Raw genomic sequence first — 23,646 nt, forward strand, 5'->3', positions numbered from 1 at the left:
TTATTCTACCGTTTCTCTTCTATTCGCCTTCATCATAATTTCAACGAAGATTAAAATAAATAAACTTCCGTATAAACATATAATTTGAAATAACATTGGCATAAGATCTTCGGATGTAAATGTTTGAAACACTAACATAATAGAAAGAGGAATAATTAAATATAAGTTTTTAAACCATCCTTCAAAATATATATTTATAGCTACTGTGATGATAAAGATCCCTCCAGCTAACATATAACTTTGCACTTGGGTAAATGTAACCATCTTTGTAGAATATATTACATTTAATATCGTAACCGCTCCTAATAAAAACATTGGAGCGCTCATGACTAAAGACCACATAGAAAACCATGTTTTTGTAAAGCTTGTTACAAAGGTCTTTTTACGGAGCAAAAAATTAGGGCCTATAACAGCTAACATTAATGTGAAACTATAACCAATACACTGAATAAGTGAAAGCTGTAAAATCCCATTATTCACTACTAAGATAGAAGCAATAATCCAAAACGTAACGATATTCATTACTGTAAAACCGATTTGCTTCCACGTTTCTTGTCTATCCTTTTCCATCACTTTTACAAGTTCATGTGCATATTCTTTCGGTGAGCTTCCAAAAATGTCTGCTACACTTTTCCCGTCACTCTCGCCCTCAATTAAATGGAGTTCTGCATCTTCTAAAAAATTATGAACATCACTTTCTTTCACACCCTTTGCCGTCAAAAATAATCTCATATCTAATAAAAACTTACGCGCTTCATTTGATAGCATTATTTTCTTCTCCCCTTTCCTTCAAGTAGACGCTCTACACTACTTTGCATCGCTTCCCAGCGACCCATAAATTCATCCAGTGCATCTTCTCCCTTATCTGTTAACGTATAATACTTCCGTTTTGGACCAGATGGAGACTCCTTCATTACACTTGTTATTAATCCTTCTTTTTGCATTCGTATTAATAACGGATAAATACTTCCTTCACTTGCCATTGTAAAACCATACTTCGCTAACTTTTCACTCATTTCATAACCGTATATTTCACCTTCAGAGATAATAGCAAGTAAGCATCCTTCTAAAATCCCTTTCAGCATTTGACTTGTCGACATAATTCAAATCCTCCCACTATCTTGTTTTGCAAGATAGCCAGTTATGTTTTTTCCAAATGTTTGCAGGATTTTTATGATTCTTCCTCTAAATAGAGCAATAAGAGAATTTTTATATAAAGGAGTGTTTTTCACCATGGTTACAAATCGAGTTGTCTTTTTAACAGGTGCTGCGAGTGGTATTGGTTATGAAATGGGAAATGCTTTTGCAAAAGAAGGCGCAAAAGTTATTATTAGTGATCGTCTTGAAGAGCGTGCGAAAGAAGCTGCTGAACAATTACAAAAAGAAGGCTTTCAAGCGATCGGTTTAAAATGTGATGTTACATCTGAAGAAGAAATTACAGCAGCAATTTCTCAAGCAGTTACTCACTTCGGTTCATTAGACATATTAATTAATAACGCTGGAATGCAACACGTTTCACCAATTGAAGATTTTCCAACTGAAAAGTTCGAGCTGCTAATTAAAATTATGCAAATCGCTCCGTTTATCGCAATTAAGCATGCCTTTCCGATTATGAAAAAACAAAAGTATGGCCGGATTATTAACGTCGCTTCGATTAACGGTCTTGTTGGATTTGCAGGGAAATCCGCCTACAATAGCGCAAAACATGGCGTAATTGGATTAACAAAAGTTGCGGCTTTAGAAGGTGCTATCCACGGAATTACTGTTAATGCCCTTTGTCCTGGTTATGTCGATACCCCTCTTGTACGTAATCAACTAGAGGATTTAGCCACTACACGAAATGTACCACTTGAAAATGTTTTAGAAGATATCATTTATCCACTTGTACCCCAAAAGCGCTTATTACAAGTACAAGAAATTGCTGATTATGCTATGTTTTTAGCGAGTGAAAAAGCAAAAGGAATAACGGGTCAAGCTGTCGTTATCGATGGTGGTTATACTGCTCAATAAAAATAAAGTTTGCTCACGAAGAGCAAACTTTATTTTTTATCACGAGGATCGTCATACTTTGGTAATTGCTGTGGCAGTTTTTCTATTGCAACAATTACCCCATCTAATTTACTTTCAATACGATGGAGTAAATATAGTGTTACAACAATAGGAAATCCCACATTACCTATCATCCTGATCCACTCTTCCATCCCTCTCTCCTCCTTTCATTATATAAATAAGGGAAAAGAACACATTTAGGCACAAAAAAACAAGCTATTATGTATTAGCTTGTTTTTCAAATAATGATACAATTTCTCGTTTGTAATCTCCGCATATAATACCTTTCTCAGTAATAATCCCTGTAATTAATTCATTCGGCGTTACATCAAATGCAGGATTATAAACATTAGTTCCAATTGGGGCTACTTGTTTCCCAAAGATTTTCGTAACTTCTGTTTCATCTCTTTCTTCAATAATAATTTCAGCGCCTGTTTGTTTCGTAATATCAAATGTAGATAACGGAGCTGCAACGTAAAATGGGATATCGAAATACTTTGCTAATATAGCTAAATTCATTGTTCCGATTTTATTTGCCGTATCTCCATTTGCGACAATTCGATCTGCTCCTACGATAATCGCATCAATTTCTTTCGTACGGATTGCATGAGCTGCCGTATTATCTGTAATAAGTGTGACCTCAATGTCCGCTTGCTTCAACTCCCAAGTCGTTAAACGTCCACCTTGTAAAACGGGTCTCGTTTCACACGCGTATGCATGTAAACGCACACCTTTCTCTTTTCCGATATAAAAAGGGGCTAATGCAGTACCGTATCGTGCAGTTGCAATACTTCCAGCGTTACAGATTGTTAAAATGTTATCACCGTCTGCAAAACATGTTAACGCATGTTCTCCAATACTCCGGCACACCTCTTCATCTTCCTGCTGAATGCAAAGCGCTTCCGCTTCTAATATTTTTCGCGCTTCTTTTATTGTAGTAATCTCTCGAATAGATTCTCTCATGCGATCAATTGCCCAAAATAAATTCACTGCCGTCGGACGTGATGTCCCTAAATAATTACAATCTCTATTAAACTTCTTTTGAAATTCCTCAATATGTACAGTATTATATTTTTTTGCTGCCAGTGCCAAACCAAATGCTGCTACAATTCCAATTGCAGGTGCTCCGCGTACTTCTAGCATTACAATACTTTTCCAAACCTCTTCAATAGTCGTTAACGTTTTGTATTCTGTGCTATGCGGCAACTTTGTTTGATTTAATACCGCAATTGTATCACCTTTCCAACTTACAGATCTCGGCACAGTAACAATCGTACTCATGCTTTTATGCCCCCTGAAACTGTTTGTTGAAATAATGTTCGAAACAGTTGAATATCAGCACTCTTAGATTCATATTTTATTAGTTCTTTTCCTAAGTTTAGAGCTTGTTTCTTAGCTTGAATTCTTTTTTCTTTATTTGCTATTTCATCTAAATCAGCTACATGAGCTAAACCAATTGTTCTTCGAATTAATTCACATCCTGCAAATCCTACAGCATCAGTAAAGATATTTTGCAAAATAATTGGTAACCACTGTTTTTCTTTCGTATATACTTCTACACCTTCTACAATCCATAATTTCGTAAAAGTTTCTACAAAATAACTCCATGTCTTCTCTATATGGAAAAATAGCACCCTTCTCTGTTCTTCTTCTCTAGATAAAGCATTTAATAATAGATTTGCAATAAATTGACCGATGTCAAATCCAAATGGACCGTACGTTGCAAATTCTGGATCAATCACTTTCGTTTCAGAAGGCGATGAAAAAATACTACCAGTATGTAAATCCCCATGAATAAGCGTTTCTTTTCTCGTTAAAAATTTATATTTATATTGCGCTACTTTTAGTTTTAAAGTTTTATCACTCCAAAGTTCATCAACAGCTAGTTGTAAATCTGGTTCATAATCGTTCGTATCGTAATGCCCAAACGGATCTGTAAACACTAAATCTTCTGTAATTTTACAAAGGTCTGGATTTACAAATGTACCTTCTAGTACCCTTTTCTCTTCTGACTGCAGACCGAAATCTGAAGTATAAAATAAAACATTTGCTAGAAAACGACCGATATGCTGAGATAAAAGTGGATAATCCTCTCCGTCTATTAATCCTCTTCTTGTAATTGTTAGTCTTGATAAGTCTTCTATTACCGTCACTGCCAACTTCTCATCATGACTGTATACTTCCGGAACGTATTCTGGCACATACTTCGCAAAAATTTGCAGTGCCTTACTTTCAATCGTTGCTCTTTTTATAGACAATGGCCAGCTCTCACCAACTACTTTCGCATATGGAAGTGCTTGTTTTATTATAATTGCCTTCACTCCATCATCTAATTTGAACACGTAATTTAAATTTCCATCTCCAATTTCATGGCAAACTACATTTGCTGCCTTTTCAAAATAGCCACGTTCTTTCGCATATTGTACAGCTGTTACTTCTGTTAATGAATAATATCCCATCGTCTTCTCCCCCTTTTTTAATTCAGAGGTTTTTCTGACGCAGAAAAACCTCTTTCCACAAAGAAAGAGGTTTGAAGTTAATCTTCTCCCCTCTTATCTGCCAGAAAGTATACTTTCTGCTGGAATTAGCACCGTGCCTTTTGGCGTAAATACACGCCCCATTTCACAATGGTATTACGGTCGGTTGCTGGGCTTCATCGGGCCAAATCCCTCCACCTGCTCTTGATAAGAGTTGTATAATTTTTTGAATTTTTAACTTTATGTTGAAGACTATACCAAGAATAAAAATCACTTGTCAACATTTTATTTGTATAATTCTGGACGACGATCTTCAAAAACTGGAATCCCTTTACGAACCTCTTGAATTTTCTCGAATTTAAGCTCGCCAAACAAAATCGATTCCTCTTCATTTGCCTCTACCACAACTTCACCCCAAGGGTCGACAATTAAAGAATGACCTGCAAATTCATTATTTGGGTCCTTCCCTGCCCTATTACAGGCAACAACATAACACTGATTTTCAACTGCTCTCGCTTGCAAAAGCAAGCGCCAATGTGCTAAACGAACTAATGGCCATTCTGCTACAACAAATAAAACTTTTGCACCTTTAGCAGTATGAACACGCATCCACTCCGGAAAACGAATATCATAACAAATTGTGCCAGCACACTCTACATCATCTAGCTTAAATTCACCTGTCTCATTACCCGCTACTAAATATTTATGTTCATCCATCAGCTGAAATAAATGCACTTTACTATATTCATTGACTAGATCTCCTTCCTTGTTTACAACATACATTGTATTTGTAACACCTTGCTCTGTTTGCTTTGCTATCGAGCCACCAACAATATGTACACCATATTGCTTCGACCATTCTTTCAACTTTTCTTTCGTTTCTAATCCATTCCTATCTGCAATTTCAGAAAGTCTCGTTAAATCATATCCTGTTGTCCATAGTTCTGGTAAAACAATAACATCTGGTCTTTCCTTCATCGCTTCACTAATTTTAGTTTTAGCGTTCTCAATATTTTTTTCTACATCTCCAAAGACAATATCCATTTGAATACATGCGACTTTCATTTTGTCAGCCCCATTCTTATTTTTTTCTTTACAAAATACTGGAAAGATTATATCATTTGTCACTAGAATTGTAACAACTTTCAAAAGAGGTGGAAAGTATGAAATTATTTCAACCTTCTGAGATAGTAACATCATTGCCAACACAATTTTTTGCTTCACTTGTTGCAAAAGTTAACAAAGTCGTTGCAGCTGGTCACGATGTTATTAATCTAGGTCAAGGTAATCCAGATCAACCAACACCACAGCATATCGTAAAAGCTTTACAAGATGCTGCCGAAAAGACCATTCATCATAAATATCCGCCATTTCGCGGACATGAAAGTTTAAAAGAAGCTGTGGCAACATTCTATCTACGTGAATATGATGTAGTAGTAAATCCAAAAACTGAAGTTGCTATTTTGTTTGGTGGAAAGGCTGGATTAGTAGAATTACCAATTTGTTTTACAAACCCTGGTGATACTATTCTCGTTCCAGATCCAGGCTATCCAGATTATTTATCCGGAGTTGCTTTAGCAAAGGCACACTTTGAAACAATGCCGCTTATTGCAGAAAATAATTTTTTACCGGATTATACAAAAATTGATGACTCTATTGCGGAGAGCGCAAAGTTAATGTTTTTAAACTATCCAAACAATCCTACTGGCGCTACTGCATCAAAAGATTTTTTTGATGCAACCATTCATTTTGCTAATAAACATAATATATTAGTTGTTCATGATTTTGCTTACGGTGCTATCGGGTTTGATGGTCAAAGACCCGTTAGTTTCTTGCAAGCAGATGGCGCTAAAGATACAGGAATTGAAATTTACACATTATCAAAAACTTTCAATATGGCTGGGTGGCGTATTGCTTTTGCAGTCGGGAATGAAAGTGTCATCGAAACAATTAACCTATTGCAAGATCATATGTATGTTAGTATTTTTGGTGCAGTTCAAGACGCAGCCCGCGAAGCACTATTAAGTTCACAGTCTTGTGTAACAGATCTTGTAAATAGTTACGAATCTAGGAGAAATGCTCTTATTTCAGCTTGTCACTCAATTGGTTGGAATGTTGATATTCCAACAGGATCATTCTTCGCATGGCTTCCTGTACCAGAAGGATATACATCTGAGCAATTTTCTGATATTTTACTAGAAAAAGCACACGTTGCAGTTGCTCCTGGTATTGGATTTGGTGAGCATGGCGAAGGGTATGTCCGTGTTGGTCTCTTGCATACAGAAGATAGATTACGAGAAGCAATTCATCGAATTGATAAATTAAATTTTTTCAAAAAATCGTTGACAACATAAAAAATATCTGACAAAATTCAGTTATCTTAAAAATTTAAACATTTCTAAATACTTCTTATCAAGAGCAGGTGGAGGGACGAGCCCGACGAAACCCGGCAACCGATCTACAATCGTAGACACGGTGCTAATTCTCGCAGCATTACGCTGACAGATAAGGAGCTGGTTGTAAAAAAACCTCTCCTTAGCTGAGAGGTTTTTTTATTTAACTAGGAGGTTATAACAATGAGCGGAATTATAGCGACGTATTTAATCCATGACGATTCACATAACTTAGAAAAAAAAGCTGAGCAAATTGCACTCGGTTTAACAATTGGCTCTTGGACTCATTTGCCACACTTATTGCAAGAACAATTAAAACAACATAAAGGCAATGTCATTCATATTGAGGAATTAGATGAACAAGAACATATCAATTCGTATCTACGTAAAAAAGTAAAACGCGGGATTATTAAAATAGAATACCCATTATTAAACTTCAGTCCAGATTTACCAGCGATTTTAACAACTACATTCGGAAAGCTATCACTTGATGGCGAAGTGAAATTAATTGATTTAACTTTTTCAGATGAGTTAAAAAAGCATTTTCCTGGCCCGAAATTTGGTGTAGATGGCATTCGAAACCTTTTACAAGTGTATGACCGTCCTCTTTTAATGAGTATTTTTAAAGGCATGATTGGACGAAATATTGGATATTTAAAAACGCAATTACGCGATCAAGCAAGTGGTAGTGTGGATATCGTAAAAGATGATGAAATTTTATTTGAGAATTCATTAACACCACTAACAAAGCGAATTGTATCTGGAAAAGAAGTTTTACAATCTGTATATGAAACACACGGCCATAAAACGTTATATGCCGTAAATTTAACAGGACGAACTTTTGATTTAAAAGAAAATGCGAAACGTGCAGTACAAGCTGGTGCTGATATTCTATTATTTAACGTATTTGCTTACGGACTAGATGTACTACAATCACTTGCAGAAGATGACGAAATCCCAGTTCCTATCATGGCACACCCTGCTGTAAGTGGTGCTTATTCAGCATCCAAGTTATATGGGATCTCGTCTCCACTATTACTTGGAAAGCTGCTTCGTTATGCTGGTGCTGATTTTTCTTTATTCCCCTCTCCATATGGCAGCGTTGCGTTAGAAAAAGAAGAGGCTCTTACCATCTCAAAATATTTAACTGAAGACGATGCATTTTTCAAGAAAAGTTTTTCCGTTCCATCTGCTGGTATTCACCCTGGTTTCGTTCCCTTTATTCTACGAGATTTCGGTAAAAATGTTGTTATTAATGCTGGCGGTGGGATTCATGGGCATCCGAATGGAGCGCAGGGCGGTGGCAAAGCATTCCGTGCTGCAATTGAAGCTACTTTGCAAGGAAAACCACTCCATGAAGTAGATGAAATAAATTTGCATAGCGCACTACAAATATGGGGAAATCCCTCACATGGGGTGAAATTATGAGTATTCAAGTGTTTTGTGATTTCGATGGTACGATTACAAATAACGATAACATTATGTCCATTATGGAAAAATTCGCACCACCAGAAGCAGAAGAAGTAAAGAATAGAATTTTATCACAAGAGCTATCTATTCAAGAAGGTGTTTCTCAATTATTCCAATTGCTACCTACTAATCTACACGATGATATGATTCAATTTTTAAAAGAAACTGCTGAAATTCGTAGTGGCTTTCGTGAATTTATACAATTTGTAAATGAAAATAATATTTCTTTTTACGTAATATCAGGCGGAATGGATTTCTTCGTCTATCCACTCTTACAAGGAATTATTCCAAAAGAGCAAATTTACTGTAATAAAACAGACTTTTCAAACGAATGCATTACAGTTAATTGGCCTCACCCTTGTGATCATCACTGTCAAAATCATTGCGGATTATGTAAATCATCTTTAATCCGTAAATTAAGTGATACAAATGACTTCCATATTGTAATTGGAGATTCAATTACTGATTTACAAGCTGCGAAACAAGCGGATAAAGTATTTGCCCGCGACTTTCTTATTACCAAATGTGAAGAAAATCGTATTGCTTATACACCGTTTGAAACATTTCAGGATGTTCAAGCTGAATTAAAACATTTGTTGGAGGTGAAATTATGAAACAACTTTTTCGTCAATGGTATGACTTAAGCGAGATCAAAAAAGAGTTAACAACACGAAATTGGTTTCCAGCAACAAGTGGTAATATTTCTATAAAGGTTAGTCACGAGCCACTTACTTTTCTTATTACAGCAAGCGGTAAAGATAAAACAAAAACCACTCCAGATGATTTTCTATTAGTAGATCATTTAGGAGTTCCCGTATTAGAGACTGAATTACGCCCTTCAGCAGAAACAATATTGCATACACATATTTATAACAATACGAATGCCGGGTGCGTACTTCACATTCATACAACTGATAACAATGTCATCACAAATTTGTATAGTGATGCAGTCACCCTTCAAAATCAAGAAATTATTAAAGCTCTTGATATTTGGGAAGAAGGTGCAACGATTCACATTCCTATTATCGAAAACCATGCCCATATCCCAACTCTTGGAGAAAACTTCCGAAAGCATATACAAGGAGATTCGGGAGCAATATTAATCCGTAACCATGGTATTACCGTATGGGGCCGAGATAGCTTTGATGCAAAGAAAAGATTAGAAGCTTATGAGTTTTTATTCCAATTTCATATAAAACTATTATCAATTCAAGGAGGCGTTTCTAATGGCGCAAATTCGTATTCATGAAGTAAATACTCGCATTGAAAATGAGGTGGAAGTATCAAAATTTCTACAAGAAGAAGGCGTTTTATATGAGAAATGGAATATTTCTAAACTTCCTACTCATTTAAATGAAAATTATTCGTTAACAGATGAAAACAAAGCTGAAATATTAGCGGTTTTTTCAAAAGAAATCGCTGATGTTTCAGCACGCCGAGGTTATAAAGCACATGATGTCATTTCACTTTCAAGTAGCACACCTAACCTTGACGAATTATTAATTAATTTCCAAAAAGAACACCATCATACAGATGATGAAGTTCGCTTTATTGTCAGTGGTCATGGCATCTTTGCTATTGAAGGAAAAGATGGGAAGTTCTTTGATGTTGAACTTGAGCCAGGCGATCTAATATCTGTTCCTGAAAATGCAAGACATTATTTTACCTTGCAAGATGATCGTCAAGTTGTAGCTATTCGTATTTTTGTTACAACTGAAGGCTGGGTTCCAATCTATTAAGGTAGTTAGTTGAATAAAAGGAATTGGATCCCCTTTTCCAACCTTTTATTCACTCTACATATATACATCCTCCTATGGAACAGACTTATTTCATCTTTTGAAATAAGTCTGATTTTTTATTTACTCAAAAATTTCTCCCTTTCCTTTTTAAGGTGGAATTATCCTCTTCAGTTTTTTAACATTTTTTGAACATTTATTGAACTTTTTTTGAATTTTTTCTGAAAATTCTGTTTTACGTATGATATACTACAATTACTAATAAGGAAAATAATATCGCGAACAGAGGGGGATAATCATGAGTTTACTTATTGCACTTATACTTGGAGTTACATGCGGAGCTATTCCTGTTATTTTAGGCGCTATTATGGAAGAGTTAGAAGTTGGTATTTTAGGATTTGTTGCATCTTGTGTAAGCGCTTTATTATTTGGTTTATTCGGTGCTATTCCTGTTTCGATTCTGTGTGCATTTTATATATTACGCCATGCTCGAGCGAAACGATTTGGTTCTAATCACATTGCGCAAGTTATTCCATTCCCAATTGAACGGTGCCGCCGGGCTTCTAACTTATAATTATAAGAATTAAATACATCTTCATAAATAAAAGTCCTCAAATGAGGACTTTTATTTATTTTCTTCTAGAAATTGAAACAACTCTTGCAAATGAAGTGCATCTTCACTATAGCTAACGGATACATGACATGTCCCTTCAATCTCAGCATGCATATAAAGGGCAATTCCATCCCGATCATATTTCAGTGCCAAATAAAACTCCATTTCCTCTAACATCTTTTTCGAAGTTCGAATAACATAATGCCCCTTCTCATCTCTTCCATATTCGAATTTCGGTTCAAAGTCATATTTTTGTTTAAATGCTTCTTTCTGCTTTTCATTTATTTGTATACAAGTTACTCGCTGTACAGTGTCAATCATCTCGTCAAACTTTTGAAGATCCATCTCGTTTACCCCCTTATGTATTTTTTGTATAACACTTGTGTTCCGCTATTCTCTTCTCCATCTGCGATTAGCTCTTCATACAATTCCTTCGCCAAACTTAAACCTGGTACCGGTAATTGTAATTTTTCAGCCTCGTCTAAAGCAATCTTCATATCCTTCATAAAATGCTTTACATAAAATCCTGGTTCAAAATCTCCCTTTAACATTCGAGGAGCTAAATTACTTAATGACCAGCTACCTGCTGCACCTGTTGAAATACTCTCTAATACTTTATCCGGGTTTAATCCAGCCTTTTTCGCATAAGCAACAGCTTCACATACTCCTATCATGTTGGAAGCAATCGCAATTTGATTGCACATCTTTGTATGTTGTCCACTCCCAGCTGGTCCTTGCAACTGAATATTCGTTCCTAGTTTTTCAAATAACGGTAAACATCTATCATATATTTCTTTCTCTCCACCGACCATAATTGCGAGTCTTGCTTCTTTAGCTCCAACATCTCCTCCAGATACAGGTGCATCTAATGTATATACATTCTTTCTTTTACCAACTTCATTAATACGCTTTGCCAATGTTGGGGTAGATGTTGTAAAATCAATTGCTATTGTGCCTTCATTTGCATTCTCTAAAATTCCATCTATCCCAAAGTATATTTCTTCTACATCATGTGGATATCCAACCATAGTCATTACAACATCAACTTGCTTCACTAACTCTTTCGGTGTATCGCACCAATTTGCACCATCTTGCACCAAAGAATCTGTCTTCGCTTTCGTTCTATTATATACATACACCTTATGACCTTCTTGCATTAAATGACGCACCATACTTTTTCCCATTACACCAATACCGATGAAACCTATTGATACACTTTTATGTTCCATTTTCCCATCCCCTTTGTTCTAATAAATCTCTTACTATCTCGCGGCACTCTTTATTACACTCATCATCCATATCATTTTTCACATTTGAAGACAAAATAACAAGTTCTTTATTCAATATAACATGTTCGTTATCTCCAACCAAAACTTCTCATTACATTACTTTCCTACTAAAGATTGATTTACTTTTAGATCCTATACTAACCTTTTTCTTTTCCTTCTATATTATTTACTACTTCTAATTCAACAACCGAATATACTCGTTGCTACTATTCTTTCCTTTAATTCACAAAAAAATAATAGATTACACCGTAAGCTCAGAACATAAACTATAATGATTATTTTTTTATCGTATACTTCATTAAAAATACTTTCCTAATTCTATTATCAGACAACAAAAAAAAATCGCAACAATTTGTTGCGAAAAATTACATTTTTTCTTTTCTATATACGCACACTTGATTTTTCCCATTTTTTTTCGCTTCATATAATGCAATATCCGCTCGTTGCATTAATTCCTCTCTTGTAATCCCTTGCTCATATAACGCAACTCCAAAACTCGCTGTTAACTTCGAAATTCCAGAGAAGTGCTTTGTTTCAATGAAAAACCGTAATGACTCTGCAACTTGAAATGCTTCTTTTTCCACTGTATTTGTCACTAGTATAATAAATTCTTCTCCTCCCCATCTTGCAAATACATGTTGCTGCTCCATCTTAGATTTCATAAGCTCTGCAAGTTGTACCAATGCTAAGTCACCAAAATCATGGCCATATGTGTCATTTACTGTTTTAAAATTATCTATATCAAATAAAATAAGTGCTATTTTTTCATCATTACGTATTACCTTCTCCCACTCTGTCTCCAATATTTGTTGGAATTTTAAACGATTATATATTTCTGTCAATGAATCTATCATAGCCAATCTTTCTTGCTCTTGATAGATTTCATCTAATTCTGTAATCTCTGTACACTTTACAATAAATCTCGATAAGTCTTCTGGCAAAGGTGTCGCACGCAATAAAAAAGTTGATATGTCCCCTTCATAATTGGACATCTTAATTCTTCTATCATATGATAATGTATCATCTAACCATGTTATATCATGAGTCGTCGAATAATATCCGTTTTCTCTAATAAAATGTTCAGCAAATACTAAATGTTGCTCACGATAAGCAAACAAATTTTCATATCCGAAAAACGCTAAAAAATTTGTATTACAATCAACAATCTCATCATCTTCTACTATAAATAATAAATCATTTTGAAAATCAAACATCGTTTGAAGTAGTTCTTGCTGCAAACTTACTTGCCGCACTAAAGAAAGTTGATACAAACTCTTATTCACTTCCTCTAACACTACTTGTGGAGTTACGGGGGCTATCACAATATTACGTATTCCTAACGTAAGCACCTCTGTAAACTCATTTGTTATCTGTTGATCCCAAATGACAATGAATGTACTATGTGGATTATACATATTCTTTATATATTTTATTTGAGAAAAATCTGTTACATACATAATTACAATATGTGGTCTAGTCTTATGAAACAATATTTCTCCTTCTTCAAAACTATTTGCTATAAACATACATTTTGGATGGATATTTTCTATCGTTTGTTGATGTGTGCATCCATTTTCTATATAAAGGACATTTAACTGAAGATCTTGTAATACATTTTGGAAAACCGTATTCTCTAATAAAAAATGTAGTATGTTCATCACTAGTCTTCACTCACTTCATATATCTTGTTCTACTGCATTCCTCACAAACATTTTATAATAGACTGTTCTCCAAAAATATTAATTAGTGAGGTATACATGTTAACAAGCTAATTGAGAATGTTCTCTTTTCTTTTTTCACTCTATAAATTCCTTTTTTAGTGTATGACTACAGGAATTGATTCGTTTGTATGAATGCCCTAGCTTACTCTTTAAAACTTGACAATTAAAATAAAGGTATTATATTCTTAAATTCGACAACTTACAAAATGTAAGTAGAATGTATTACATGTATTTTTTAATAATTTGATTTGCAATTTGGAGGATATATTATGACAAACGATAACTTTTTTAACGTTCTATATGAACGCACATCTACACGTGCATTCAACCCAGACAAAGAAATTTCTTCTACAGAACTACACGAAATTTTAAAAGCAGCTGCACAAGCACCATCTGCTTGGAACTTACAACACTGGAAATTCCTTGTTTTCCAAGGCGAAGATGTACAAAAAAGATTACACCCAATTGCTTATAACCAACAACAAATTCTCGACGCTTCTGCAGTAGTCGCTATTTTAGGTGATCTAGAAGCCTATAAAAACGTTGAACCTGTTTATGGTCCAATCGTAGAACAAGGATTTATGAAAGAAGAGGCAAAAGAGCGTTTAGCTAAAAACATTGAATCTGCATACGCTCGTGAGCAATTCCCAAGAGATGCTGCCTTTTCAAATGCCTCTTTAGCAGCAATGCAGCTTATGCTTGCAGCTAAAGCAACTGGATGGGATACTTGCGCTATTGGTGGTTTTAATCCACAAGCACTTACAGAAGAATTCAATGTTTCATCTCGTTACGTACCAATTATGCTTATTACAATTGGTGAATCAACTTTAAAAGGCCACCCTGCACCACGAATGAGCGTAGAACAAGTGAGTGAATGGGCGAAATAATAAAGTGAAACTTTAATCGGCCCTCAGGCTTTTACTGCCCACAATAGAGGGATAAAAAACGAAGGTAATTTCATTACCTTCGTTTTTTATGTTCTGTTACACATCCGTAATATTACAATGTATTATTCGACATCTACACATAGAGAAATAGTAAAGTTTATACTATTCTCATAAAAAAACATGGCGTTTCATGTCGAAATTTGTTTAATCACCGAAATATAACCGTGTGTTTTTGTTACAATTGTGATACAATGATAACAAATAGATAACAAGAGAGGGATTTTCATTGAGTTCATACGGAAGCTTTATCGCACTTTTAAGTTACATAGTGACTGTACTACTTCTTTATTTCATTGGCGATGCTGCAAACATATCAATGCTACAATTCCCAAAAGAAGAAGCATTCCAATTAGAAGCAGAAAAACATACTGCACGATCCATTGCACCACTACTCTTAGCTCTTCCTGTATATATCATCGTTTTATATAAAAGCAAAAAAGTGTAAAGGCTACCTATTTCATTCATTTCGGTGGTCTTTACATTTTTTTGTGATATTTGCCCTATTTTAAACATCATTCCGTAATAAACACCCATCTAGTCCTTTAAAATGAGAAAATCCCCTAGAAAAATTTCCCTTCTCTGTCCAGTCACCAACAGTCAAACTTACATAGATTATAAGTGTGAAGGGGGTGATGAGGATTATGTTTGGATCATTTGGATGCTGTGATAACTTTAGAGAATGTCATCATCATGAAAGAGAGCGCGACCACCGTGAGAAAGAGAAAGAGAAAGAAGAAGTTAGACCACAACAACATGCTGTATGTAACGTCCTTAGAAACATTTCAGTTGGAACAGAGCTTTCTCTTTTAAGCATTAGAGGTAACGGAACATTCCGTAACGTAATTTTTGAAGGATTCGCTAACGGAGTTGCTCTTTTCTCTGCTTTAGCTAATAACAACAACAAAGATAACAATAAAGACGATAAGAACAATCAAAATACTTTTACTGGTATTTTACGTGTATGCCCAACTGATATCGTTGCTATCGCTATCTAATTCTGTGCCTTATCCTCTATAGTAAGAAAATAAGATTTACTTTTCTCATAGAAAAAACCTGAGACCGATTTCAAATCGACTCAGGTTTTTTTATATTTATATGCTTTTAACTAATTCAACAACTTCTTCAGCAGTTGACATTGTTAATGCTTTTTCTGCTAATGTTTCCATTTCTGCTTTTGACAACTTGCTTAGTTGTGTTCTTGCAGGAAGGATAGATGTTGCACTCATACTGAACTCATCTAAACCTAACCCTAATAATAATGGGATAGCAAGTGAATCTCCTGCCATCTCACCACACATACCAGCCCATTTGCCCTCTTTATGAGCAGCATCGATAACCATTTTTACAAGACGTAAAATAGATGGGTTATATGGTTGGTATAAGTAAGATACTTGTTCGTTCATACGGTCTGCAGCCATTGTGTATTGGATTAAGTCATTTGTTCCGATAGAGAAGAAATCAACTTCTTTTGCGAATTGATCTGCTAATACTGCTGAAGCTGGAATTTCAACCATCATACCAACTTCAATAGAATCAGAAACAGTTGTACCCGCTTCTACAAGTCTTTCTTTCTCTTCTAATAAGATTGCTTTCGCTTGACGGAACTCATCAAGAGTCGCAATCATCGGGAACATAATTTTTAAGTTACCGTATACGCTAGCACGAAGTAATGCGCGAAGTTGTGTACGGAACACATCTTGCTCATCAAGACATAAGCGAATTGCACGGTATCCTAAGAATGGGTTCATTTCTTTTGGTAAATGTAAGTATGGAAGCTCTTTATCTCCACCGATGTCAAGTGTACGAACAACGACTGGTTGACCTTCTTTTACACCTTCAAGAACTGCTTTATACGCTTCGAACTGCTCTTCTTCTGTTGGAAGATTGTCACGGCCCATGTATAAGAATTCTGTACGGTATAAACCAACGCCTTCTCCGCCATTATCGATAATACCTTGCACATCATTTGGTGTTCCGATATTTGCAACAAGCTCAACGTGATGTCCATCACTTGTTACAGTAGCTTGATCTTTTAATTTTGCCCATTCAGTTTTTTGCTCTTCAAATTTCGCTTTTTTTTCTTCAAAAGAACGAAGAGTTTCTTCAGATGGGTTTACAATTACTTCTCCATCTAAACCGTCGATGATTACGATATCGCCATTTTGGATTTTCTCCATTACAACTTTCGTACCAACAACAGCTGGAATTTCCATAGAACGAGCCATAATTGCAGAGTGAGATGTACGTCCACCGATATCAGTTGTGAAACCTTTTGCGTACTTACGGTTTAACTGAGCTGTATCAGATGGTGTTAAATCTTCAGCAATGATGATTACTTCTTCAGAAATTGTACCAGGATTAGAGAAGTTAATTCCTAGTAAATGTGCAAGAACACGTTTTGTTACGTCGCGAATATCCGCAGCACGTTCTTTCATATATTCGTTATCCATGTTTTCAAACATAGAAATAAACATTGATGCAACTTCATCCATTGCAAATTCAGCATTTACTTTTTCGCTGTTTACTTTATCTTTTACTGGATTTACTAATTCCGGATCATTTAATACTAATAAATGTGCTTCAAAGATAGCAGCTTTATCAGCACCTAGCTCAGCAAAAGCGTGGTCCTTAATAGCTTCTAGTTCAGATTTTGCTTTCTCAAGCGCAGCGTCTAAGCGTGCAATTTCAGCAGCTTCGTTTGTAATTGATTTCTTTTCAATGTTAAATTCAGGATTTTCAAGTCGGAAAGCCTTCGCAATAGCAATCCCACTTGATGCAGCGATCCCTTGAATGTTAAGAGTCATTATTCTCCTAATCCTTCGTTTTTCATAGTTTCTTCGATAGCTGCTAGTGCTTGAGCTGCATCATCACCATTTGCAGTGATCTTAATTTCCGCGCCTTGTTGAATTCCTAAAGACATAACGCCCATGATTGATTTTAAGTTAACGTTTTTTCCGTTATATTCTAAGTTAATGTCAGAACCAAATTTGCTTGCAGTATTTACAAGTAAAGTTGCTGGACGTGCGTGAATTCCTGAGTCGCTAGTTACTTTAAAGATTTTTTCCATGATAATTTATCTCCTTTAAATTACAGTATTTTTTAGTTGTATAGACGTGAGTACTACATCATCTATTGTATATAATAGGCGATGTTCGGTCAACCACATCGCCTATTATAATTATAAACATTTTGCGTCAAATTCCTACTGGATGTCAATAATAGCGTTTTCGCCCTTCTTAACATTTCCATCTTTTTTCAATTCGACTTGTTGCCCTTGTTGTAAGTTTGTAAATACAATTGGTGTAATGATAGATGGCGCATTTTCTTTTACAAATGCAAGATCTACTTTTAATAATGGTTGTCCTTGTTTCACCTTGTCGCCTTGTGCTACAAGTGCCTCAAATCCTTCACCATTTAATTTTACAGTATCAATGCCGAAGTGGATTAAAATTTCTTTTCCGCCTTCAGATTGAATACCAATCGCATGCTTTGTAGGGAATACATTGACAATCTCACCGTTAACTGGAGCAACTACTGTTCCTTCAGTTGGCTCAATTGCAAATCCGTCTCCCATCATTTTTCCTGAGAATACTTGGTCAGGTACTTCTGTGATTGGTAAAATTTTCCCTTCGATTGGTGAAACGATTGTTTCATTTTCATCAACTTTTTGAGGAGCTTCTTCTACCTTTACTGCTTCTTCTTTTTCTACGTGAGGTGTACGACCTGACATAATATCATGAATTTGTGATTTTAATGTGTCAGATTTCGGTCCAAAGATTGCTTGAATGTTATTTCCAACTTCAAGTACACCGGCTGCACCAAGCTCTTTTAAACGATCTTTGTTTACATTTTTTTGTTCGTTAACTTGAACACGTAAACGAGTAATACAAGCATCTAATGACGCAATGTTTTCTTTACCACCAAGTGCTACTAATACTTCGCGAGGAAGTTCTCCTGCTTCTGTTTTCCCTGCACCGTCATTAGCATTTGCTACTTCACGACCAGGTGTTTTTAAATCCCATTTACGGATTGCAAAACGGAATCCGAAGTAGTAAATAACTGCTAGTACAAGACCAACAACAATTACCCACCACCATGCTGTACGGCCTGGTAGTACACCGAATAAGATAAAGTCGATTAAACCACCAGAGAATGTCATACCAATTTTAACACCTAAAATTTGCATTGTCATAAATGATAGACCCGCAAATACAGCGTGAATTCCGAATAGTACTGGCGCTACGAATAAGAATGAAAATTCAAGTGGTTCTGTAATACCTGTTAAGAAAGATGTTAATGCAGCAGATCCTAAAATACCAGCTGCTAATTTTTTATTTTCTGGACGTGCTTCATGGTACATTGCTAACGCTGCTGCTGGAAGACCGAACATCATGAACGGATACTTACCAGTTGTAAATGTACCAGCTGTTAATTCTACACCATCTTTTAACTGTGCCATAAAGATTTTTTGGTCACCACGGATTAATTCGCCAGCTGCATTTGTATACTGACCGAATTCGAACCAGAACGGTGAATAGAAAATGTGATGTAGTCCAAATGGAATTAATGAACGTTCAATTAAACCAAAAATAAATGCTGCTAACGTTCTATTTGCATCAATCATTTGATGTGAGAACGTATTTAAGCCACCTTGAATGTATGGCCAAACGAAACACATGATAATACCTACTACTAATGAGAATGTTGCAGTTGCGATCGGTACGAAACGCTTACCTGCAAAGAAACCTAAGTATGATGGTAATTCAATATTAAAGTATTTATTATAGCAATATGCCGCTACTATACCGATGATAATACCACCAAATACCCCGGTTTGCAGTGTTGGAATTCCTAATACATTGGCATATGCAGGATCTGCAAATCCAATTTTCACTGGATCTGTTCCAGTGCTTGTTACTTTCACTAACTTATCTACTTCTAAGAACACACTCATCGTTTTGTTCATAATTAAGTAACCAACGAATGCTGCTAAACCAGCTACTCCGTCACCGCCAGCTAAACCGATTGCTACCCCAACTGCGAATAGTAATGCAAGGTTAGCGAAAATAATATCACCAGATTGTTCCATAATTTTTGCAACCATTACGAACCAATCTGCTTTTAAAGCAGGAATAACATTTGTTAACTGTGGATTTTGAAATGCATTACCAAATCCAAGTAAAATACCTGCCGCCGGTAAAATCGCTACTGGAAGCATAAGCGCTTTTCCGACTTTTTGAAGAACACCAAAGATCTTCTTAAACATGGAAACCCTTCCTCTCTTATCTATATTGATACTTTTCGACAAACGCCAAAAAGGCATGAGGAAAAAAAGATAGAACGATAGCTATACAAAGGGTAGTATATCCCTTTCTCTAGCTTACATTCCTTACTTTTCTCCACTCATGCCTGATCGAATCAGTAACACGTGTCAAAAATAGGTTTACGTATAAGTTCACTATAACTAAGGCAAACGTTTTCGTTACTCACCTTAATGTGTTTGTCGAAATTTGTATAACTTTGCAATAGTTATTATACCTAACTATTGTAAGCGATTCAATGATTTTTTTTAACGTTTTCATTTTAGACAAAAATATATGTCTTTTTACACATGCTCCGCTTTTACTAATCGTTGCAAATGCATCGTTAAATATATGCTCTCCGCCTCATATACAGGAAGTTGCAACTCTTTTTGCATGACCTTAACTAGCTTCCAAGCTAAGTTATAACAGACTGGATATTCTGCTTTTAATAAATCAGCAAAACTTTGTGATTCCTCTACCTCTTCTCCTTTTTTCACCCGTTCAATAGCATATTGCAGATGACGAATAAGGCGTAAATAGTGAATACTTTCTTGATCTAATGTAATTTGTAAGTTTGTCTCAATTAAAGACACAAGCTGCGCAATGAGACGGGAGTTTTGATTAATCGAAGATAAATCCGAATTTGTAAGTGAACTGTAAATATGAAGTGCGATAAAACCAATTTCTCCTTCTGGCAATGTAATTTGCAAACGAGAATTTAAAAGGTCTACAACACCTTCAGCAATTTCATATTCCTCCGGATAGAGCATTTTCGTTTCAACTAAAAAAGGATTATCAATTGTAAGTCCTTGTTTTAACCGCTTAATTGCAAAAGAAATATGATCTGTTAAAGCGATATGAATATGTTCATTTAATGGAGATTTTGCCTTTTCTTGAATGTAGAACATAATGTCATTCATCAATTCAATTAATTTTTCACTCACATGTGGCACTAACAATTTGTATTGCTCACGATCACGTTCATTTTTTAATATAAACATTTTTTCAACTTGTTCTTGCTCTAGCACATCTTTCGCTTTTTTTCCAAAACCAATCCCTTTACCAATCACTACTACTTCCTCGTGTTCAGGATGGCTAGCAATGATGACATTATTATTTAAAACTTTTTTAATTTCTAGATAATTATTCATATAACACCACCCTCGTACTTAAATAGCCTACTTTTATGTTACAGAACATTCTTCTTTGTCGTCAATGTAAAACATCTACCATTTAATGAAAATTCATTTTTTAGACATGTTTGTATATGATGCGTATAATGTAAGGGCAACTGTACATAGAAAGGAGACCGCAATATGATAAAAATGTTTGTGAGTGATATCGATGGTACAATGATGCAACACGGAGGTCTAATTGACGAACAGGATATCGTCGCACTTCGTAGTCTGGCTGAGCAAAATGTGATTCTTTGTTTCGCTTCTGGCCGACTTGATAATGAAATTGCAAATTTAATGCAAGCTGTAAATACAAATTTCCATCGCATTAGTGTAAATGGCGTTTTCGTATATACACATGAAAATAAGCAGCTGTTATCTGCGACATTCGACTCGAGTATTCTACCTGATTTGTTAGCAATGACAAATGAAGATCCTTATTTCCGTTATATAAGTGATGAGCATAATTATTACATTGAAGAGAAAACACCGTTTATTCATGAACTGGAACAACAAGTAACAATGACTTCTGTTGAAGAACCTAATTTATTACAGAAAATAGATGATACAATTTTTCCAAATAAAATTTCTGTTGGCGGAACAAAAGAAAGCTTACAACTCCTTCAGAAAAAGATTGATGAAAAATTCCATGGAAAAGTTAGTACGTTCATTTCCGCAGAACAATGTTTAGATGTAATGCCACCAAATATTAGTAAAGGTTCTGCTATTTCTGTTTTATTAAAAGAATTTCAATTACAACCAGAGGAAATTGCTTGCATAGGGGATTCTTACAATGATATTCCAATGTTTTCTTTAACTCCTCACAGTTTTGCTATGTCTCAAGCAGATGACGCAGTAAAAAAACACGCTCACTATGTAGTAGATGCGGTTAAAGATGCCGTTAACCACGTGATTGCTCATAATAAAAATACGACTCACTCCTTATAAGGAGTGAGTCGTATTTTTATTTCTTTACATGTTAAACACTTTAAAATTCACTGTACTTCACAAACTGAAATATATTATTTGTTACGTGCGATATTTGTAATAAATTTATAACGATCTCCACGATAAATACATTTCACATACTCTAACGGTGTCTCACCTTCTGAATATGACCATTGACGCATTACAAGAACAGGCGCCTTTTTAGGAATATGCAGATGTTCAGCTTCATTATCCGTTGCAATTGAAGCCTCAATTGATTGAGTAGCGCTAACAAGCTTAAAGCCCAGTTTTTTCTCTAAATGTTCATATAAAGATTGTTGCAATATTTCTTCATTAATATCCTTTACAAGAGTTGGCGACAAATATGTCGTCTCAAAAGCAATCGGCTCATCATCAGCTAAGCGAATACGCCTCACTTCATAAACCGACTCTCCCTCTTGTATTCTAAGCCGGTCTGCTATTTTCACAGTAGCTGGAACGAGGCGGAAACTAAGTAATTGACTACTTGGATTCATCCCGCGAGATATCATATCTTCTGTGAATCCCGTCATTCCTTGCAATTTTTGCTCCACTTTCGGAAGTTGGACAAACGTTCCAATTCCACGTTTCCGATATAAATAGCCTTGTTCCACTAAATTATTAATCGCCTGTCTGATTGTCATACGACTCACTTCGAACTTATCACAAAGTTCATTCTCAGATGGGATTTTATCTCCCGGCTTCCATTCGCCGGCCTCAATTAGCTGTTTCACCCACTCTTGAATCTGATAATAGATCGGAAATGGTGAATACTTGTCGATGTTCATCAGCAATCGCCTCACTGCATAAAGTTAGAGCTTCTTGATCAGCAATTACGGTTACATTCGGATGACGTTGTAAAACTGTAGCAGGACACGCTTCATTATATTCGCCTTGTAATAACTCTTTAACAGCTTCTGCCTTTTTAGAACCCATAGCAACAAGTAGAATTTGTTTCGCTTTCATAATACTTCCGATTCCCATTGTGATCGCATGAGTTGGCACATCTTCTTCTTTTTCGAAGAAACGAAGGTTTGCTTGGCGTGTAGACTCTGTTAATTCAACAATATTCGTTGGAGAATTAAACGATGTTCCTGGCTCGTTAAATCCGATGTGACCGTTTTCACCGATTCCAAGAATCTGTAGGTCAACTGGGTTAGCAACTAGAGTGCTCTCGTAACGTTTGCACTCTTCCTCTAAATCACTTGCCATCCCGTTTGGTACATAAGTTTGTTTAAATGGAAGATGATTAAACAACTGTTCTTGCATGAAATAGTGATAGCTGTTTTTATCTTCGTGTGGTAAATTTACGTACTCATCTAAGTTTACAGTGGTTGTATGGCTTGTATCAAGTTTATTTTTTCGCATTTCTGCATAAATACCTAATGGAGAGCTTCCTGTAGCCATTCCTAATGTTGGATTTTCTTTTGTTTTTACAACTTCTTCAATTAATTTATAGCCTGCTTCTGCTAATTCTTCTGGAGTTTTTACAACAAGAATATTCATT

Annotated in this window: 27 protein-coding genes and 2 riboswitches; of the genes, 11 read left to right on the forward strand and 16 right to left on the reverse strand. The window is 35.5% G+C overall.

Features of this window, described 5'->3' with window-relative positions:
• Both MR065_RS00540 and MR065_RS00545 read right to left on the reverse strand, forming a co-directional pair.
• The gene (locus MR065_RS00540; protein WP_242212100.1) at positions 1-768 is read right to left on the reverse strand and encodes a DUF1129 domain-containing protein; all 768 of its coding nucleotides are present in this window, start codon (positions 766-768) and stop codon (positions 1-3) included.
• Positions 768-1,100, reverse strand: coding sequence for a PadR family transcriptional regulator (locus MR065_RS00545; protein WP_097904526.1), 333 nt, complete (start codon positions 1,098-1,100; stop codon positions 768-770). Before MR065_RS00545 ends, MR065_RS00540 begins: the two co-directional genes overlap by 1 nt.
• Positions 1,101-1,233: 133 nt before the next feature.
• Here MR065_RS00545 and MR065_RS00550 point away from each other — a divergent pair, with 133 nt between their 5' ends.
• Positions 1,234-2,010 carry a 3-hydroxybutyrate dehydrogenase gene (locus MR065_RS00550; RefSeq protein WP_242212102.1) on the forward strand — a complete coding sequence of 259 codons (777 nt, stop codon included), beginning with the start codon at positions 1,234-1,236 and terminating at the stop codon, positions 2,008-2,010.
• 29 nt (positions 2,011-2,039) lie between these two features.
• Here the strand turns inward: MR065_RS00550 and MR065_RS00555 are convergent, their stop codons facing one another.
• The 4 genes from MR065_RS00555 to MR065_RS00570 all read right to left on the reverse strand — a co-directional run bounded on the left by MR065_RS00555 (position 2,040) and on the right by MR065_RS00570 (position 5,675).
• The gene (locus tag MR065_RS00555) at positions 2,040-2,201 is read right to left on the reverse strand and encodes a YvrJ family protein (protein ID WP_097904528.1); all 162 of its coding nucleotides are present in this window, start codon (positions 2,199-2,201) and stop codon (positions 2,040-2,042) included.
• Positions 2,202-2,268: 67 nt separating this feature from the next.
• Complete coding sequence (gene mtnA, locus MR065_RS00560) at positions 2,269-3,330, reverse strand: S-methyl-5-thioribose-1-phosphate isomerase (protein ID WP_242212104.1); 1,062 nt, start codon at positions 3,328-3,330, stop codon at positions 2,269-2,271.
• The gene (gene mtnK, locus MR065_RS00565) at positions 3,327-4,508 is read right to left on the reverse strand and encodes an S-methyl-5-thioribose kinase (RefSeq protein ID WP_242212105.1); all 1,182 of its coding nucleotides are present in this window, start codon (positions 4,506-4,508) and stop codon (positions 3,327-3,329) included. The genes mtnA and mtnK overlap by 4 nt, the downstream gene beginning before the upstream one ends.
• A gap of 90 nt (positions 4,509-4,598) precedes the next feature.
• Positions 4,599-4,740, reverse strand: a riboswitch (SAM riboswitch).
• Positions 4,741-4,811: 71 nt separating this feature from the next.
• A complete protein-coding gene (locus MR065_RS00570; RefSeq protein ID WP_242212305.1) occupies positions 4,812-5,675 on the reverse strand; it encodes a carbon-nitrogen family hydrolase in 864 nt (287 codons plus the stop codon).
• 14 nt (positions 5,676-5,689) lie between these two features.
• Here MR065_RS00570 and MR065_RS00575 point away from each other — a divergent pair, with 14 nt between their 5' ends.
• From MR065_RS00575 to MR065_RS00600, 6 genes are all read left to right on the forward strand, one after another.
• On the forward strand, positions 5,690-6,880 hold the full coding sequence (locus MR065_RS00575) for a pyridoxal phosphate-dependent aminotransferase (protein WP_242212107.1): 1,191 nt from the start codon (positions 5,690-5,692) through the stop codon (positions 6,878-6,880).
• Positions 6,881-6,932: 52 nt separating this feature from the next.
• Positions 6,933-7,038: riboswitch (SAM riboswitch) on the forward strand.
• Between the two features lie 64 nt (positions 7,039-7,102).
• The gene (gene mtnW, locus MR065_RS00580) at positions 7,103-8,347 is read left to right on the forward strand and encodes a 2,3-diketo-5-methylthiopentyl-1-phosphate enolase (RefSeq protein WP_242212108.1); all 1,245 of its coding nucleotides are present in this window, start codon (positions 7,103-7,105) and stop codon (positions 8,345-8,347) included.
• Positions 8,344-9,003 (forward strand): 2-hydroxy-3-keto-5-methylthiopentenyl-1-phosphate phosphatase, encoded by a 660-nt coding sequence (locus tag MR065_RS00585; RefSeq protein ID WP_242212110.1) that lies wholly within the window; start codon positions 8,344-8,346, stop codon positions 9,001-9,003. Before mtnW ends, MR065_RS00585 begins: the two co-directional genes overlap by 4 nt.
• Positions 9,000-9,638 carry a methylthioribulose 1-phosphate dehydratase gene (locus MR065_RS00590; RefSeq protein WP_242212111.1) on the forward strand — a complete coding sequence of 213 codons (639 nt, stop codon included), beginning with the start codon at positions 9,000-9,002 and terminating at the stop codon, positions 9,636-9,638. Before MR065_RS00585 ends, MR065_RS00590 begins: the two co-directional genes overlap by 4 nt.
• Positions 9,616-10,128 carry a 1,2-dihydroxy-3-keto-5-methylthiopentene dioxygenase gene (locus MR065_RS00595; RefSeq protein ID WP_242212112.1) on the forward strand — a complete coding sequence of 171 codons (513 nt, stop codon included), beginning with the start codon at positions 9,616-9,618 and terminating at the stop codon, positions 10,126-10,128. The genes MR065_RS00590 and MR065_RS00595 overlap by 23 nt, the downstream gene beginning before the upstream one ends.
• 295 nt (positions 10,129-10,423) lie before the next feature.
• Positions 10,424-10,699: a hypothetical protein gene (locus tag MR065_RS00600; protein WP_242212113.1), complete on the forward strand. Its 276-nt coding sequence runs from the start codon at positions 10,424-10,426 to the stop codon at positions 10,697-10,699.
• 51 nt (positions 10,700-10,750) lie between these two features.
• Here MR065_RS00600 and MR065_RS00605 read toward each other — a convergent pair whose 3' ends face one another.
• From MR065_RS00605 to MR065_RS00620, 4 genes are all read right to left on the reverse strand, one after another.
• Positions 10,751-11,083, reverse strand: coding sequence for a DUF3909 family protein (locus MR065_RS00605; RefSeq protein WP_097904538.1), 333 nt, complete (start codon positions 11,081-11,083; stop codon positions 10,751-10,753).
• Between the two features lie 5 nt (positions 11,084-11,088).
• A complete protein-coding gene (locus tag MR065_RS00610; RefSeq protein WP_242212115.1) occupies positions 11,089-11,967 on the reverse strand; it encodes an NAD(P)-dependent oxidoreductase in 879 nt (292 codons plus the stop codon).
• Positions 11,957-12,109 (reverse strand): hypothetical protein, encoded by a 153-nt coding sequence (locus MR065_RS00615; RefSeq protein ID WP_242212315.1) that lies wholly within the window; start codon positions 12,107-12,109, stop codon positions 11,957-11,959. The genes MR065_RS00610 and MR065_RS00615 overlap by 11 nt, the downstream gene beginning before the upstream one ends.
• Before the next feature lie 283 nt (positions 12,110-12,392).
• The gene (locus tag MR065_RS00620) at positions 12,393-13,685 is read right to left on the reverse strand and encodes a GGDEF domain-containing protein (RefSeq protein ID WP_242212120.1); all 1,293 of its coding nucleotides are present in this window, start codon (positions 13,683-13,685) and stop codon (positions 12,393-12,395) included.
• Positions 13,686-14,017: 332 nt separating this feature from the next.
• Here MR065_RS00620 and MR065_RS00625 point away from each other — a divergent pair, with 332 nt between their 5' ends.
• From MR065_RS00625 to MR065_RS00635, 3 genes are all read left to right on the forward strand, one after another.
• A complete protein-coding gene (locus MR065_RS00625; protein WP_098267971.1) occupies positions 14,018-14,635 on the forward strand; it encodes a nitroreductase family protein in 618 nt (205 codons plus the stop codon).
• A gap of 286 nt (positions 14,636-14,921) precedes the next feature.
• On the forward strand, positions 14,922-15,140 hold the full coding sequence (locus tag MR065_RS00630; RefSeq protein WP_097904542.1) for a hypothetical protein: 219 nt from the start codon (positions 14,922-14,924) through the stop codon (positions 15,138-15,140).
• Positions 15,141-15,336: 196 nt separating this feature from the next.
• Positions 15,337-15,690 (forward strand): DUF3915 domain-containing protein, encoded by a 354-nt coding sequence (locus MR065_RS00635; RefSeq protein WP_242212122.1) that lies wholly within the window; start codon positions 15,337-15,339, stop codon positions 15,688-15,690.
• Positions 15,691-15,786: 96 nt separating this feature from the next.
• On the opposite strand, the gene ptsP is transcribed toward MR065_RS00635, so the two are convergent.
• The 4 genes from ptsP to glcT form a co-directional block, all read right to left on the reverse strand.
• Positions 15,787-17,499: a phosphoenolpyruvate--protein phosphotransferase gene (ptsP, locus tag MR065_RS00640; RefSeq protein WP_098989253.1), complete on the reverse strand. Its 1,713-nt coding sequence runs from the start codon at positions 17,497-17,499 to the stop codon at positions 15,787-15,789.
• Complete coding sequence (ptsH, locus tag MR065_RS00645; RefSeq protein ID WP_000411079.1) at positions 17,499-17,762, reverse strand: phosphocarrier protein HPr; 264 nt, start codon at positions 17,760-17,762, stop codon at positions 17,499-17,501. The genes ptsP and ptsH overlap by 1 nt, the downstream gene beginning before the upstream one ends.
• Before the next feature lie 135 nt (positions 17,763-17,897).
• The gene (gene ptsG / locus MR065_RS00650; protein ID WP_242212123.1) at positions 17,898-19,961 is read right to left on the reverse strand and encodes a PTS glucose transporter subunit IIABC; all 2,064 of its coding nucleotides are present in this window, start codon (positions 19,959-19,961) and stop codon (positions 17,898-17,900) included.
• A gap of 339 nt (positions 19,962-20,300) precedes the next feature.
• Positions 20,301-21,149, reverse strand: coding sequence for a glucose PTS transporter transcription antiterminator GlcT (gene glcT, locus MR065_RS00655; protein WP_097904546.1), 849 nt, complete (start codon positions 21,147-21,149; stop codon positions 20,301-20,303).
• Between the two features lie 165 nt (positions 21,150-21,314).
• Here glcT and MR065_RS00660 point away from each other — a divergent pair, with 165 nt between their 5' ends.
• Positions 21,315-22,121, forward strand: coding sequence for an HAD family hydrolase (locus tag MR065_RS00660; RefSeq protein WP_242212124.1), 807 nt, complete (start codon positions 21,315-21,317; stop codon positions 22,119-22,121).
• A 74-nt stretch (positions 22,122-22,195) separates the two neighbouring features.
• On the opposite strand, the gene MR065_RS00665 is transcribed toward MR065_RS00660, so the two are convergent.
• Together MR065_RS00665 and nagB are read right to left on the reverse strand one after the other, a co-directional pair.
• Positions 22,196-22,927: a GntR family transcriptional regulator gene (locus tag MR065_RS00665; RefSeq protein ID WP_277927207.1), complete on the reverse strand. Its 732-nt coding sequence runs from the start codon at positions 22,925-22,927 to the stop codon at positions 22,196-22,198.
• The gene (gene nagB / locus MR065_RS00675; RefSeq protein ID WP_242212125.1) at positions 22,857-23,645 is read right to left on the reverse strand and encodes a glucosamine-6-phosphate deaminase; all 789 of its coding nucleotides are present in this window, start codon (positions 23,643-23,645) and stop codon (positions 22,857-22,859) included. The genes MR065_RS00665 and nagB overlap by 71 nt, the downstream gene beginning before the upstream one ends.
• Between the last annotated feature and the right edge of the window lies 1 nt (position 23,646).

This window comes from Bacillus cereus group sp. BfR-BA-01383 (assembly GCF_022663495.1).
Lineage (GTDB): Bacteria > Bacillota > Bacilli > Bacillales > Bacillaceae_G > Bacillus_A > Bacillus_A cereus_AU.